At 72.2% G+C, this 14,747-nt stretch carries 12 protein-coding genes; 2 read left to right on the plus strand and 10 right to left on the minus strand.

Going from position 1 to position 14,747, the window contains the following annotated elements; all coding sequences use genetic code 11:
- Positions 1-35 precede the first annotated feature (35 nt).
- The 5 genes from HNR10_RS12880 to HNR10_RS12900 are packed head-to-tail and all read right to left on the minus strand — an operon-like array spanning position 36 to position 7,105.
- A complete protein-coding gene (locus tag HNR10_RS12880; protein ID WP_179823449.1) occupies positions 36-779 on the minus strand; it encodes an FHA domain-containing protein in 744 nt (247 codons plus the stop codon).
- A gap of 9 nt (positions 780-788) precedes the next feature.
- Positions 789-2,138: a vWA domain-containing protein gene (locus tag HNR10_RS12885; RefSeq protein WP_179823451.1), complete on the minus strand. Its 1,350-nt coding sequence runs from the start codon at positions 2,136-2,138 to the stop codon at positions 789-791.
- A complete protein-coding gene (locus tag HNR10_RS12890) occupies positions 2,122-3,444 on the minus strand; it encodes a PP2C family protein-serine/threonine phosphatase (protein ID WP_179823453.1) in 1,323 nt (440 codons plus the stop codon). The genes HNR10_RS12885 and HNR10_RS12890 overlap by 17 nt, the downstream gene beginning before the upstream one ends.
- Before the next feature lie 17 nt (positions 3,445-3,461).
- Positions 3,462-5,861 carry a serine/threonine-protein kinase gene (locus HNR10_RS12895; protein WP_179823455.1) on the minus strand — a complete coding sequence of 800 codons (2,400 nt, stop codon included), beginning with the start codon at positions 5,859-5,861 and terminating at the stop codon, positions 3,462-3,464.
- The gene (locus HNR10_RS12900; protein WP_179823457.1) at positions 5,858-7,105 is read right to left on the minus strand and encodes a coiled-coil domain-containing protein; all 1,248 of its coding nucleotides are present in this window, start codon (positions 7,103-7,105) and stop codon (positions 5,858-5,860) included. Before HNR10_RS12900 ends, HNR10_RS12895 begins: the two co-directional genes overlap by 4 nt.
- A 222-nt stretch (positions 7,106-7,327) precedes the next feature.
- Here HNR10_RS12900 and HNR10_RS12905 point away from each other — a divergent pair, with 222 nt between their 5' ends.
- On the plus strand, positions 7,328-7,522 hold the full coding sequence (locus HNR10_RS12905) for a helix-hairpin-helix domain-containing protein (RefSeq protein WP_179823459.1): 195 nt from the start codon (positions 7,328-7,330) through the stop codon (positions 7,520-7,522).
- Here HNR10_RS12905 and HNR10_RS12910 read toward each other — a convergent pair.
- On the minus strand, positions 7,508-8,068 hold the full coding sequence (locus tag HNR10_RS12910; protein ID WP_179829704.1) for an AAA family ATPase: 561 nt from the start codon (positions 8,066-8,068) through the stop codon (positions 7,508-7,510). The two genes, HNR10_RS12905 and HNR10_RS12910, sit on opposite strands and share 15 nt — an antisense overlap.
- A 113-nt stretch (positions 8,069-8,181) precedes the next feature.
- On the opposite strand from HNR10_RS12910, the gene HNR10_RS12915 reads away from it, so the two are divergent.
- Complete coding sequence (locus HNR10_RS12915) at positions 8,182-8,496, plus strand: putative quinol monooxygenase (protein WP_312889236.1); 315 nt, start codon at positions 8,182-8,184, stop codon at positions 8,494-8,496.
- A gap of 3 nt (positions 8,497-8,499) precedes the next feature.
- Here HNR10_RS12915 and HNR10_RS12920 read toward each other — a convergent pair whose 3' ends face one another.
- The 4 genes from HNR10_RS12920 to HNR10_RS12935 all read right to left on the minus strand — a co-directional run bounded on the left by HNR10_RS12920 (position 8,500) and on the right by HNR10_RS12935 (position 14,583).
- Positions 8,500-9,246: an HdeD family acid-resistance protein gene (locus HNR10_RS12920; protein ID WP_179823463.1), complete on the minus strand. Its 747-nt coding sequence runs from the start codon at positions 9,244-9,246 to the stop codon at positions 8,500-8,502.
- 554 nt (positions 9,247-9,800) lie between these two features.
- Positions 9,801-11,096, minus strand: a complete 1,296-nt coding sequence (locus HNR10_RS12925) for a citrate synthase (RefSeq protein WP_179823465.1) — start codon at positions 11,094-11,096, stop codon at positions 9,801-9,803.
- Positions 11,097-11,926: 830 nt separating this feature from the next.
- Positions 11,927-13,552, minus strand: coding sequence for a peptide chain release factor 3 (locus HNR10_RS12930; protein ID WP_179823467.1), 1,626 nt, complete (start codon positions 13,550-13,552; stop codon positions 11,927-11,929).
- 305 nt (positions 13,553-13,857) lie between these two features.
- Positions 13,858-14,583 carry a TetR/AcrR family transcriptional regulator gene (locus tag HNR10_RS12935; RefSeq protein WP_179823469.1) on the minus strand — a complete coding sequence of 242 codons (726 nt, stop codon included), beginning with the start codon at positions 14,581-14,583 and terminating at the stop codon, positions 13,858-13,860.
- Positions 14,584-14,747 lie beyond the last annotated feature (164 nt).

Raw genomic sequence — 14,747 nt, forward strand, 5'->3', positions numbered from 1 at the left:
CGCGTCTGGTGGGTCGGGGGGCTTGTCAACGGGGTTCACCCCTTCTGGAGGATGATGACGGTCCACGCGCCGACGTAGATGCGGTCGCTGGAGTGCAGGGGAACCTCCACGTTGGGGGCGATGGGGTTGGCCGTGCCGTTGATGGTGGTCCCGTTGGTCGACCCCGGGTCGACCAGCGCCCAGGTGTCACCGGGCTTGGCGACGAGGATGGCGTGGATGTGGGAGATCGCCGGGTCGCCGCCGGGGCCGCCGAGGTCGATCTCGGGGGTGAAGCCCCGCGACGCGCTCCGGCGGCCGATGTGCACCCGCTCGCCCCTGAGCGACACCCGGCGCTGCTGGTTGTTGGACGGGAACGAGATCTGTGCGGGGTCGAGCATGCCCTGGTCGACCATGTACTGGTAGTACGCCGGGTCGGCGGCCACGATCGCCCGCCAGTACGCCCCGCTCCCGCTCGAACCGGGGCCGGAGTGCCGCCGCTGGTGGGCGCCGGACTGCGAGGCGAAGTCGTAGCCGCACTCCTCGCAGAAGCGCCCGGCCCGGGGCGTCCTGCACTCCGGGCAGGGGCCTCCCCTGGTCGCGGCGGGGGGCCGCGCCGCCGGGGGAGGCGGCGCGGACGGCGACACCGGCGGGGTCGCGGGTCGGGGCGGGGGCGGCTGGCGGTACTGCGGCTGGCGCTGCTGGGGTGGGACGGGTGCGGGCGTGTGCGCCTGGAGGCGCAGTCCGCAGACGTCGCAGAAGTCGGTCGCCCTGGAGTGGTGCCCGGTAGGGCAACTCGGCATGGGTCCCTCCTACCCGGGTCCGGGGGATTCGCCGGGCTCCTCCCCCGACGGGCGGGGGCGGGTCCGTACGGTTCGGGTCGAGTTGGTGTCGAGCGTCATCTCGTCGACCTTGTCGACGGTGGGCTTGAGCCGGACCGTGCCGGTGACCGGGTCGATGACGTCGACGACCCGCTCCAGCAGTTTCGCGGTCTCCTCGTTGCCCGACTCGTGGGCGAGCGCGACCGCCCGTCCGAGCCGCGTGGTGGCGACGTCCTCGTCACCGTCGCGACGGGCGGCCAGCCCGTCCTGGATGGCCTGGGCCAGTTCCACCTGACCGGTGTAGTGGGCGACTCGGGGGTTGATCTCCGTCGCCCTGGCCTCGTCGGTGGTCCATTCGGCCAGGATGTTCCCCGAGGCGAGGACGTGGTCGTCGATGCCGTGCTCGCCGGGGATGACGACCCGCACCCAGCCGGCGCGCAGCTGCCGGCCCGGGTCGCCGGGGGACACCTCCACGCACACGTGGTAGTCGCGGCTCTCCGTACCCCAGGAACCGGTGGGGTAGTCGCCCGCCTGGGCGACCCTCTCCACGGCCCGGCCGCTGAGGTCCTGGACCGTGGGCGCGACCTGTTTGACGTAGCGCACCACGGCGTTGTGCGGCGTCCACAGGCGCAGGGCGACGTCGGCGACCGACTTGCCCATGGAGGCCTGGGCCATCGCGCGAAAGTCCGCGGCCATGTCGGCGGGGTCGGCGATGATGCCGGGGCCGCCGCCGAGCAGGGCCGCGTCGATCCGGCGCAGCTCGTCGACCTTCCAGTCGGTCCCCACGCCGCGGCAGTCGCAGACGAAGGTCCCGGCGACCCGCCGCAGCACCCGCTCGAACTCCTCCGGCAGTTCGTTGTTCTGCCCGTCGGTCAGCAGGATGGCGTGCTTGATGCCCTCGTCCACCGGGGTGAACAGCTCCGCCGCGCGGGTGAGCCAGGTGCCCATGCGCGTCCCGCCGTCCGCCCGCAGCGTGCCGACCGCGGCCAGCGCCTCCGCGCGCGTCTCGGAGTCGACCTTCACCAGGTGCTGCTCGGTGGGATAGATCATCTGCGCCGTACGGTGCCCGGCGACCACCGCGAAGTTGACGCCGTCGCGCAGGGCCTCGATGGCGGCGCGGGCCGCCTGCTTGGCCGCGTTGAGCTTCTCGCCGTACATGGAGCCCGAGGTGTCGATGATGATGACCTCGGAGGCGCGAACGGACGTGCCCACCAGGATCGGGCTGTTGGAGGCGACGCTGACGACGGCGTGCACCTCGCTCCTGCCGATGGGGAGGAACCTGTTCTGGTCGATCTCGACGCGGAACTCCGGCTCGCCGGCTTGGTCAGGCCTGTTCGGCACGGGAACCCCCTTGCGCGGTGGGTACGGGAATGACGACGACGGTGATGTTGTCCTTGCCCCCCGCCTGCAGGGCCAGGCTGACATAGGCGCGGGCGGCGGCGTGCGGCTCCGCCCCCGCCCCGGGAACGGCGTCGGTCAGGGCCTGTGCCTCGGGGTAGTAGTTCCAGAGTCCGTCGCTGCACAGCACGACGGCCCCGGGCCCGGTCGGGGTCACGGTCGAGATGTGCGCGTCGATCTCGCCGGAGTCGGCGCCCATCCACGCGATGAGGGCGTGCGCGTTGGCCGATCTCATCGCCTCCTCGCGCGAGAGCGCTCCGGCCTGCACCATCGCCTCGCTCCAGGAGTCGTCCTTGGTCAGCAGCGCGGAGGCGCTGGAGGTGGGCGCTCCGGAGAGCCAGTAGGCGCGGCTGTCGCCCACCCAGCCGATGGTGGTCGTCCCGGTGCCGGGGTCGACCACGGCGGAGACGTACGTGCAGGCGGGCGCGGAGCTGGGCGACTCGGCGATCGCGGCCACCGCCTCGGCGGCACGGGTCATGGCCGCGCCGGTGGCGGTACGGGGGTCCTCCCCCCGGCGCAGCCGCTCGGCGAGGACGGTCGCGCCCGTCTCGGCCGTGATCCGGGAGGCCTCGTCCGAGCGCGGTGAGCTGGACACTCCGTCGCAGACCACGGCCACGACCGAGCCCGGGGCATGGGGAGAGTCGGCGTCGACGACCCGGATCGCCATGGCGTCCTCGTTGCGCCGGTGCCGCAGGCCGCGGTCGCTGACGCCCACCGCGGACGGGGTGCGCACCTCGACGTGGTCGCGGCCGGTGGGCTGGAGGAAGCCGCACTTCTCGCAGTACCCGTCCAGGACGGTGCCCGGGCACCAGACGCACAGGCCCGGGTTGGTCGGCTGCACCGGGCTGCTGCCCGTGGCCGGGGGCGGCCACTCGGGCGCCACCTTCGCCGGGGCCGGCGCCTGGGCCCGGCCCGGAGCGCGGGCCGGTTCCGGGGACCCGGCGGTCCGGGCGCGGCGCACCGGCTGGGTGGCCATGGCGTCGATCGCCTCCCACTCGGAGTCGCTCGACGGGCTCTCGCTCAGTGTGAGGCCGCCCAGGCTCACCTGCGGCGCGGTGGGGGCGCCGTCACCGGAGACGAGTCCGGGACGCGCGTGGTCGGCCAGGCTCTCCTGCGGAGCCGTGGCCACGGCGTCGGTGTCGCGGGCTTCCCGCACGTCGTCCGGCAGGGTGCGGCCGCACCCCTCACAGAAGACGTCACCGGCGGCCACCGTGTCCGAGCAGGCGGGGCAGGTGCGCACCACGGTCATCGGTGATCCCTCGTTCCTCACAGCAGCGTCACAGGACGCAGGGAGTTGGCCTTGTCGACGAGTTCGTAACGCTCGGCCGCTCCGGTCGCGCGGTAGGCCAGAGCCCGGTACCGCCGGTCCAGGTTGGTCCGTACGCCGTCCTCGGTGAAGCGGTCGCCGAGCAGGGACTGCCGTTCCGGGGCCCGGCCGCCCGCGTCGAGCCAGCCCAGCGCGGCCTCCAGGACCCGCGTGGCCAGGCGGTCGGCGGACTCCCCGTCCAGCCCGATCCGTTCCAGGCGGCGACCGGCCTGGACGAAGTCGCCGGCGTCGGTGGCGCGCTGGGGCGTGGCCAGCACGGCGATGAGCGCGGTCTGCGCCTGCACGTACAGGCTCGACAGTTCGGGCACGGTGTCCAGCACCGCGATGGCCGCGCTCCGGTCGCCCTGGGCCAGCCGGATGCGGGCCAGGCCGAAGGCGGCACTGACGAAGGAGTGGTCGGTGCCCCACACGGTCTGGTACTGGCGCGCGGCGGTCTCGTGCTCACCGACGCGCTCGCAGGCGATGGCCAGGCCGAGCTTGGGCGCGATCTCCCCGGGAAGGTGGTCGTACAGCTCGTCGAAGTGCTCGCGCGCCTCCCGGAAGCGCCCGGTGCTCAGCTCGGCGACGGCCAGGTACCACATCGTGCGCCAGTCGCCGGGGACGGCCTCGGCGAACTTCTGCAGGGCGTCCATGGCCTCACCGTGCCGGCCCGCGGTGAGCAGGGCGCGGGTCAGCATCAGCCGGGTCTCCGGTGTGGGGGCCGGCATGGCGCGCAGCGCGGGCACCAGCTCGTCCACGGCCAGCGAGGAGAAGCCGCGCAGGTGCTGGGCCGCGGGGTCGGCGGGGTCGATCAGCGGGCTGGGCAGCAGCGTCGCCGCCTCGGTGGGCGAGGGCGGGCCGAGCATGCGGTCGGCGTTGTGGGTGCCGGCCTCCGGGACGCCCGTGAAGTTCTCCCCGCCGAACAGGGACGAGGGCGCCGGATGCGGCGCTCCCTGCAGGTCCGACAGCACCTCGCGCAGGACCCCGGTCAGCTGGTCGGCCATGTCGCCGGCGTCGTGGAAGCGACGCTCGATGTCGAGGTGGGTGGCGCGCCGGAGCAGGCGGTCGAACGACTCGTAGCGCTGGAGCAGCGGCACGCTCTCGCGCGGCGGCAGGCTGTGCGGGTGCTCGCGCATGAAGCTGAACCGGAAGCTCAGCACGGCCAGTGCCCGGCCGACGGAGTACAGGTCGGCGCTGATCGTGGGACCGGGGCCGCGCAGTTCCTCCTCGGGCACCCGGTAGCCGGGGGTGGTGTAGACGGGGCTCAGGGTGTCGTCCATGCGCCGCACGCCGCCCAGGTCGATGAGCTTGATCTGCTCCTCGCTCTGGATGACGTTGTCGGGCTTGAAGTCGCAGTAGAGCAGGCCCTTGCTGTGCAGGTAGCCGAGCGCGCGCAGCGACTCCAGGCCGTAGGCGATCACCTGGTCGACGGGCAGGACCTCGTCGCCGGTGCCCTGTTCGCGGCGCTCGATGAGGAGTTCGCGCAGGGACTTGCCGCCGACGTACTCCATCACGATGTGCCCGCCGGGGATCCCGGTGCGGGGGTCGGGGTGCTGCGAGAAGTTGATGATCTTGACGATGTTGGGGTGCTCGACCTCCGACAGGAAGGCCCGTTCTGCCGCCGCGGCCTTGTGCGCCTCGGCGTCGCCGGCGTTGAGCAGGCCCTTGAGCACGACCCAGCGGTCGTTGACGTTGCGGTCGCGGGCCAGGTAGATCCAGCCCAGTCCGCCGTGCGCCAGGCAGCCGAGCACCTCGTACTGGCCGCCGACCTGGTCGCCGTTGACGAGCTTGGGAGTGAAGGAGAACTGCGTCCCGCACTTGCGGCAGAAGCCCTCGGTGCGCCCGGGCTGGTCGCCCCGGGACCGGCCGACCCTCTCGCCGCAGTTGCCGCAGAACCGGTTCTTCTCCGCGACCACGGGGTTGGCCATGACGGCCTCGGCGGGGTCCCGGTAGGGCACCAGGGGGACCTCGACCATGCCCGCGCCGAGCATCCCGCGGTCCGACCGCCGGCTGGACCGCGACGACCCTCCGCTGTTGACGGCGCCGGCGATGCTCCCGGGACCGGAGCGGCCGGAGAGCTTGACGTTGCCGGAGATGGGGTGCGAGTGGACGGAGTCGCCGCCGGAGGTGTCGGTGAGCCACTGGTCGAGGGCCTCGCGCGGCGGTACGGCGCCGAAGGACGGCTGCGGGCCGGAGGGGACTCCCGGTCGCGGGGACGCCTGCGGGCCCGAGAGGGGACCCGGCCGTAGCGACGCCTGCGGGCCCGAGGCGGCGACCGCGTCGACGGGCGCCAGTCCGCACACGCCGCAGAAGCCGTCCTCGATCCGCCCCCGGCAGCCGGGGGTCGTGCACTGGGTCATGTCACACCACCATCGCTCTCGCCGTCTGACGCCGCCGCGCCCGGTGTGGTTCTGTTCTGAGCGGGTTCGGTTCCGGAGAGTTCGACCAGCGTCCTCTGGTACGCGGAGAGGGCGACGGTGGCCCGGCGCAGGTCGCAGGGCGCGCTCCACAGGCCCCAGTGCGCCTCGCGGTGCAGTTCGGTGAGCCGGTCCTCCTCGGCGAAGCCCAGGCGGACGGCGCGCGCCCGGTAGGCGTCCAGGCGACCGCGGAGTTCGGCGCGGCGCTCCAGCAGCCCGGTCAGGTTCGCCTCCCTGTCGCGGGCGTCGTCGGCCGCCGTGTGGACGGCGCGCTGGAGTTCGCCGAGCAGGGCGCCAAGCTCGCGCCAGCGGCCCTCGGTCCGCAGGACGTCCATGCCCTTGAGCCGCGTGCGCAGCGCGGGGACCGGATCGGGGACCTCGACGGCCTCCGGCGAGGAGATCTTGCGGACGACCTGGATCCGCAGCTCGCGGGCGCGGCGCAGGACGGTCTCCACGTCGTCGACGGCCGAGCTCAGCCGCTCGACGCTCTCGTCGTAGGAGTCGCGCATGCGCAGGGCGTCGCGCAGCTCGCCGCGGGTGCGTTCCAGCCGGCCCCGCATCCGCTCCAGGGAGGAGGTGTCCACCCGGCCGTCCTCGAACAGCGACAGGGGGTCGCACCGGACGACGTCGCCCACGAGTTCGAGTTCGCTGCGCAGGGCCTCGTGCTCGGTGTCGCCGAGCTCGACCATGTCGGAGAGCGTGCGGATCTCCTGCCACATGGCGTCCAGCTCGGTGAGTCGGGGGTGCAGCGCGTCCCAGGCGGTCTCGGCCACCGAGACGACCTCGGTGACCTCCTCGTAGTCGGCGGACATCCGGGCGATGGCCTCGGCCAGGGAGATGCGCTCGGTGTCCTCGTCCAGGAGCCCGCGTTCGGCCAGGGGCACCTCGCGCGGGAGGCGGACGGACTCGCCGGTCAGCAGGAAGGTGAGTTCGCGCTGGGCGTCGCGCCCCTGGGCGTGCAGCTCCGTGGCGCTCTCCACCACGGACCGGAAGGCGCCGTGGACCGTCCACAGGCTGTGGACGTGCCGACTGGCGTGCTCCCACCGCGCCAGCGTGCGGCCGGTGAGCTTCGCTCCCCTGAGCAGGCGGTGGCCGACGTGCTGGTCCAGGTCGGTCAGGTTGAGGGAGATCCGGTCGGCCTCACCGCGGACACGGTTCAGGGCGTGGTCGATGCCCTCCCAGCTCATTGGCGGCATCCTCGCCCCAGACGCGCTCGCCACCGCCGTATCACTCCCCGTGTCGGTCGCCCGGGTGCGCGGGGCCCGCGGGCGATCACCGTTCCTTTACTAGACAAGAGTCTGTCGTTGACCTACCCGAACCACAAGGGAGCACCCACCCCGAGGCCACCTGCGGCCAACCGCGTCGTGTCCCCGCCCCCGGGCGACGGCGGCCCGCGGTAGAAACGGGTCATGGACGACACGGAAGCCTTCCCCGGACTGAGCAACCCCGCCAAGCGGGCCCTGGCCGCGGCCGGGTACACCGAACCGGCCCAGCTGGACGGCGTGGCCGCGTCGGAACTGCTGCGGCTGCACGGCATGGGCCCCAAGGGGATCCGTGTCCTGCGGGAACTGCTCGCCGAGCGGGGCCTCTCACTGGGCGGCTGAACCCTCCAGGGCGTCGAGCAGGAACCGGGCCCGCTCGGCGACCGGCGCCCGCGGCAGCTCCACCACCTCGTACCCGCACGCGGGGTAGGCCTCGGCCATCGCCCGGTGGGTGCGCTCGGCCTCCTCCGGCGACTGGTGGCGTTCCGCGTCGCCGGTGTAGATCTCGGGCCAGGGCGGGGCGACGAACACGCGGCGGTGGTAGCGGAACCGGCGCGCGGCCTCGGCGACGTGCTCCGGGACCGGGCGCCCGCGCAGCAGGTGGTAGCCGACCAGGTCGGGGATGCCGCGGTCGCACAGGACCGGGCCCGGCCACGCCAGGGCCTCCCGGTAGGAGCGGATCTCCCAGGCGAGCATCAGCTCCGCGAAGAGACGGTCGTTCTTCCACGCCAGGCCGGGGCCGCCGATCTCGCGCTGGTCGCGGATGACGGCCCGTCCCGCCTCGGGCGTGCGGGCGTGGCCGAGCGCCGCGAGGTGGTCGATGAGGGTCGTCTTGCCCGATCCCGGCCCGCCGGTCACCACGACCAGGTGGTCGCCCTCGCCGCCCATGCCCCGACCACCGCCCCCGTCGTCCCCGTGCGCCACGCGATCCTATGATCCCCGTGCGGTCCACACATCCGTCACCATGGCGGAGACCGCGACGCCCACCACCGGGAGGCCCCGTGCCCGACCGCTCCGTCAGCCTCGTCATCTCCGTCCGGGTGCTCCCCGGACGACGGGCCGGCTTCCTCACCGGCATCTCGCGCAACGCGGTGGCCTCGGTCCGGGACGAACCGGGCTGCCTGCGCTTCGACGTGGCCGCCGACACCGAGGACCCGGACCTGTTCTGGGTCTACGAGGTGTTCGCCGACCGGGAGGCGCTGGAGGCGCACCGGCGGACACCGCACTTCCTCTCCTGGCAGGCGGAGAAGGCCGGTCTGGTCGTCCCCGACAGCCAGACCGACCGCCTCGGGTCCCTCCTCGTCAGCGAGGAGTGAGGGTCAGATCCGCCCCGGGGCGTCCGGGGGCTCCTCGTCCCAGCGTGCGCGGTGGCGTCCCCCCGCCTGCGGGTCCTCCCCCGGGTCGGGCCGCAGGCCGCCCCCGTCCCCGCCGAAGTCCTCGCCGCCCGCGTAGTCCTCCACGGGCGCGTCGTCCCGCGCTCCCAGGCCCCGCTCGCCCGGCGGGACGAAGGCGTCGGCCGCGCCCCGGAGCCGGACGCCCGCGACGGCCAGCACGATGCCGAAGATGATGGCGTAGATCCCGACCACGAAGACGATGGCCTGTGCCCCCTCCAGGGGCCAGAACCACAGCAGCAGGCCGAAGACGACCGACAGGGCGCCGACGAAGATGAGCAGCCACTCCGACGTGATGTGCGCCCGCAGCCGCACGGCGGCGACGATCTCGGCCACGCCGGTCAGGACCGCCCACACTCCGATCACGAACACCAGCGCGACGATCGCGGCCAGCGGCCAGATCAGCGCGATGAGCCCCATCAGGGCGCTCAGGACCGCCTGCACCACCAGCCCCGCGCGGCTGCCCGGGGCGGAGCGGTAGGCCACGTAGGCCAGGGCGCCCGCGTCGACGAGCGCGTAGACACCGAAGACGACCGCCAGGGCGACGAGTGTCAGACCGGGCCAGATCAGGGCCAGCACCCCGAAGACGATCGCGGCGATCCCCCGCAGCAGCACCAGCCACCAGTTCCGGCTCAGCTCCCCGAGCATGTCGCCGGCCAACGCATACCGGACCATCGTCGCCTCCGCTCGATCGCGCCGTCCCGTGCCCCGCCGAGGGGCCGCACCCTGCCAGTTCCCTCAAGGTCGCACACTGACGACTCTGCGTAGGCAAAGGACGCGGAAAGACCCGGTCCCACCCGAGTACGGACATGTCCGGTCCCAACGAACCCGGGCCCCAAAGCAAACGCCCGCCCGCGTCTGGCGACGCGGACGGGCGGTGCGGTCGGCTTGCCCGGACCCCAGGGGGTCAAGGTGAGCGGCCCCGCCCACAGGACCCCAGGGGGTCTATCCGGGCCAAAGCGAGGGACGAGCGGAGGCCCAAAGAAAGCACAGCGAGGGCGCCGACGGGTCCTGGAGGGCCTTCCGGTGCACTCCCGAGGAACGAGGGAGCGCACCGGAGGGCGCGAAGGCCCCGTCCATCAGGCGTCCGGGGGGTTGGTCGGGCCAAAGCGAGGGACGAGCGGAGGCCCAAAGAAAGCACAGCGAGGGCGCCGACGGGTCCTGGAGGGCCTTCCGGTGCACTCCCGAGGAACGAGGGAGCGCACCGGAGGGCGCGAAGGCCCCGTCTACTAGGCGTCCGAGGCGCCGGGGTAGCGGCGCTCGGAGGCGCCGACGTAGTGCTGCCGCGGGCGCGCGATCCGGAAGGCCGGGTCGTGCAGCTGCTCGCGGTAGTGGGCGACCCAGCCGGGCAGGCGGCCGATGGCGAACAACACGGTGAACATGTTGGTCGGGAAGCCCATGGTGCGGTAGATGACGCCGGTGTAGAAGTCGACGTTCGGGTACAGCTTGCGGTCGGTGAAGTAGGAGTCGGCGAGCGCGGCGGCCTCCAGCTTCAGGGCCAGCTTGAACAGCTCGTCGGGGTTCTCGTCCCGGTCGAGGATCTGGCTGGCCAGAACCTTGATCTCCTTGCTGCGCGGGTCGAAGTTCTTGTAGACCCGGTGGCCGAAGCCCATGAGGCGCATCTCGCGGGCCTTCACCCGCTCCAGGAAGTCGTCGATGCTGATGCCGGAGTCGCGGATCTCCTCCAGCATCTCCAGCACGGCCTGGTTGGCGCCGCCGTGCGACGGGCCGGACAGGGCGTTGATGCCGGAGGCGACGCTGGCGTAGATGTCGGCCTGCGAGGAGCCGACGACGCGCACGGTGGCGGTGGAGCAGTTCAGCTCGTGGTCCGCGTGCAGCACCAGCAGCATGCCGACGGCCTTGTTGAACAGGTCGCCCAGCTCGCCCTCGGGGGCGCCGTCGCCGAACGTCATCTTGATGAAGTTCTCGACGTAGTCGAGGGACTCGTCCGGGTTGATGGGCTTCTCGCCGATGGAGTTGCGGTAGATGCGCGACGCGATCGTCGGCAGCTTGGCCATCAGCCGGATCGTGGCCAGCTCGACCTGCTCCTCGTCGGAGGGGTCGACGCTGTCGTCGTAGTAGGCGGCGAGGGTGTTGACGGCGCTGGCCATCAGGGACATCGGGTGCCCGTTGCGGGGCATCGCGTCGATGAGCGCGCCCATGTCGTCGGGGATGCCGGCGTTCTCGCGCAGCTTGTCGGAGAACTCCTTGAGCTGGGCGGGCTCCGGGAGCTCGCCGTAGATCACCAGGTAGGCGACCTCGAGGAAGGTCGCGCCCACGGCGAGGTCCTCGATGGGGTACCCGCGGTAGCGCAGGATCCCGGCCGCACCGTCGATGTAGGTGATCTCCGAGCTACACGAAGCGGTGTTGCCGAACCCCGGATCCAGGGTGGTCATACCGGTCGAGCCCAGCAGCGTCTTCAGCTCGATGGTGCGCTCACCCTCGGTACCGGTGAACACCGGCAGCTTCAGTACGCCGCCGTCGTAGTGGAGCTCCACCGTGCGCTCTTTGTCGTCTTCGCTCATGCCCGAGGTCAACCTTTCCAGGCGGGGGATACGTGAGGTGCGTCAGACGCGGGACGGTCCGCCGCCACGTTCTTGATTCACTCGTTATTGTTCTGTTTTGTTAAACAACGGTTAAGCAAAATCATATAAGTTCCACCGTTTCGCGAACAGGTGACATGCAACACATACCCAGACGCACGGATAATTACCACACAGTGAAGATTTACAATCTTTGCCAGCCGTCGATTACGCCGTGATCACCCTGAGGCTTCACGGGCGGCACCGGGGGTCCCCCGATGGCACCGCCGCCTCCTGTACCGGTCCCCTGAGCACTTCTCCCATCCCGAACCCGTCGTCCGCGGACGCCCCTTCACAGATCTGGACAGACCCGGGCGGCCGGCGGTGCGGTCAGGTGTTCGAGCGAGCTCTAGTGGCCTTCTCACAGGGTACCTTCGCCCAGATCACGGCAGCTGGCGCGGGGTGCCCCGGAGGCGGTGATCTTGGCCTCCACCCGGGTGCCCCACACCCCGTGCGCCCCACCGCCCCCACGGCCGAGCGCCGGAAGATGTCCACTCTGTGTGCCCCGGGCACGGGATTTCACACCGCCCCCGACCGCACCGTGAGACTTTCTCGACCACTCGGATACCGGGACGCCCGAACCCTGGACTCATTGCGCGCGACCGACCGGCGGGCATCGACAAAGCGTCATCGGTTTTCACGCCGGGTAAACACCGTCAACAACCCCGGGGGAAATGGTCGCCGGTGGGGCGCGTCACAGGCACGGTCGCCGTTCACCGGCCGGACAGCGGGCCGGACGGCGGGCGGAACCCCGCCGGGGCCGCGCGGCGGGGTCAGTCGCCCTCGACCACGCCGCCCGCGAGGAGGGGTTCCATGAACAGGCCCGGGTGCTCGCGCTCGATGACCCGCAGCCGCCACTTGTTGTGCACCAGCACCAGCAGCTCGCCGTCGTTGCGGCGCCGCAGCACCTCCGCGCCCGAGAGCGCGTGCAGGGCGGGCGCCGACTCGGCGTCGGTGCGCCGCGCCACGGAGTAGTCCAGCGGCGAGGTCTCCACCGGCGCCCGGAACTCCTGCTCCATGCGGTGGCGCACCACGTCGAACTGCAGCGGTCCCACCGCGGCCAGCACCGGCGCCTGCTCTCCGCGCACGTCCGAGGTGAGCACCTGCACCACGCCCTCGGCGTCCAGCTGGGCGATGCCGCGCTGGAACTGCTTGTACTTGCCCGCGTCCTTGGCCCGCGCCACCACGAAGTGCTCGGGCGCGAAGCTCGGGATGGGCGGGAACTCCACCTTGGGACCGTCGTAGAGGGTGTCCCCCACGGACAGTGCCTGGGCGTTGACGAGCGCGATCACGTCACCCGGGAACGCCGTGTCGATCGTGGAGCGCTCGGAGCCGAACACCGCCTGCGAGTACTTGGTCGCGAACGGCCGCCCCGTCGCCGCGTGCGTGAGCACCATGCCCCGGTCGAAGCGCCCCGAGGACACCCGCACGAACGCCATGCGGTCGCGGTGGTTCTTGTCCATGTTGGCCTGCATCTTGAACACCTGCCCGGAGAAGGCCGCCTCCACCGGCCGCGCCCGCTCCCCGGCGTCGGCCTTGGCCGCCGGAGCCGGCGCCAGGCCCACCACGGCCTCCAGGAGCTGCCCCACCCCGAAGTTGGGCAGCGCCGCCCCGAACAGCACCGGCGAGGACTCCCCGGCCATGAACGAGTCGTGGTCGAAGTCCGCGCCCAGCGCCTCCAGGAGCTCGATCTCCTCCTGGGCCTGCACCCACTCGGCGCCCTCGACCCGGGCCGCCTCGTCCGCGTCCAGGACCTCCTCCAGGGCCTTGGTCGCCCCGCCCGGCTGCCGCGTCATCTTGGTGTAGGTGCCGCTCGACCGGTCGATGAGCCCGCGGAAGTCCCCGGCGATGCCCACCGGCCAGTTCAACGGCGTGGGCCGCAGCCCGATCCGCTGCTCGATCTCGTCCAGCAGCTCCAACGGCTCACGCCCGGGACGGTCCCACTTGTTCACGAACGTGATCACCGGCATCCTGCGTGCCCGGCACACGTCGAACAGCTTCAGCGTCTGCGGCTCCAGGCCCTTGGCCGAGTCCAGCAGCATGATCGCGCAGTCCACCGCCGAGAGCACCCGGTAGGTGTCCTCGGAGAAGTCCGCGTGACCCGGGGTGTCCACCAGGTTCAGCACCCGGTCGGAGTAGTCGATGCGCAGCGCCGCCGAGGTGATCGAGATCCCCCGGTCCTGCTCCATCTCCATCCAGTCCGAGGTCACCCCCCGCCGGTCGCCCTTGCCGTGCACCGCACCGGCCGAGGAGATCGCCGCCGCGTGCAGCGCCAGGGCCTCGGTCAGCGTCGACTTACCGGCATCCGGGTGCGAGATCACCGCGAACGTCCGCCGACGCCCCGCCTCCCGCGACACCTCGGCCTCCTGCCTCGCCGCGCCCGCCGTGTCCACGCTCATCCTCGCTGCCCGTCCCGCCTCGTGTCCTGGTCGCACCCGATTCCGGGCCCCGTCCAGCCTACTTGTGTTCGGGGCGCTTCACGCTGGGGCCTTCGTCGTCGCTACTGCCTGGCTCGCAAGATCGCTGGCGGCAGAGACTCCTCCTGCAGGCACCAGCGCGCCCCTCACACCTGTGCTTGCCTTGGGCCTCCGCTCGTTCCTCGCTTCGGCCCGACCAACCCCCTGTGGTTCCTGCGAGCGGGACCCGTTTCAACCGGTCTCGGGCGCCCGGAAGACGGCGCCCTCACCGGGGCACGGCCCCCGGGTCAGGAGTCCTGCTCGACGGCCGCTCCGATACGGCGGAGCAGGGCCTCGCGGTCGGTGCCGCCCGGGTAGACCGCGACCAGCACGCGGTTCTCGGACGGGAGGTCCTCCTCGGCCGCCAGCACCGTCCGCGCCGAGCGGCGGACCAGGTCCATCGCCGTGTCGAACCGGGCCCACACGCGCCGCCCGTCCTCCGTCGGCTCGCGCAGCCAGGACCGGAGCACGTGGTTGTGCGCGGCGATGACCGAGGCCGCGACCACGCCGGCGGGCAGCGAGCGGCCCTCGGAGCCCTCGCGGTCGGCCAGGAACCGGCTGAACGCGGACTGGTAGCGGGCGGTCATGGCGACCTCGCGGTCGCGCAGGCGGGGATGGGCGCGCACCAGGCGGTAGCGCGGAACGGTCACCTCGGGGTCGCGGAGGTAGCCCTGCAGGACCAGGCGCGCGGCCGAGCAGACCGCTTCCAGGGGCTCGTCGGGCGAGGCCTCCAGGTAGGCGACCACGGTCGTGAAGAGCTCGTCGTGCTCGGCGAAGAGGATGTCCTCCTTCGAGCCGAAGCGTCGGAACAGGCTCCGCCGGCTCATCCCCGCGGCGGTGGCGATGCCCTCCATCGTGGTGCTCTCGAAGCCGTCCTCGGTGAACAGCCGCACCGCGGCCAGCACCACCTCGCGCGTGGCCGCGCGCGGCGGCCCGTTCCGGCCGGCCGACCGCTCCTGGGCACCGTTCCCCACGCTGTGCTCACCTCTTTCACCTGCCCCGCGTCCAGTGGGGCGTGTTCCGCGGACACTCGCCCCCGACGCCTCCCAGAAGGTATCCGACCCGGTCTGTGTACTTCGTCCCGTTCACCCCCTACCCTGGCACTGGATGCCATACACCGGCACGCGGTGCCAAGTGC

Origin of the sequence: Nocardiopsis aegyptia, from assembly GCF_013410755.1 — a bacterium.
In the GTDB taxonomy this organism is placed as follows: domain Bacteria; phylum Actinomycetota; class Actinomycetes; order Streptosporangiales; family Streptosporangiaceae; genus Nocardiopsis; species Nocardiopsis aegyptia.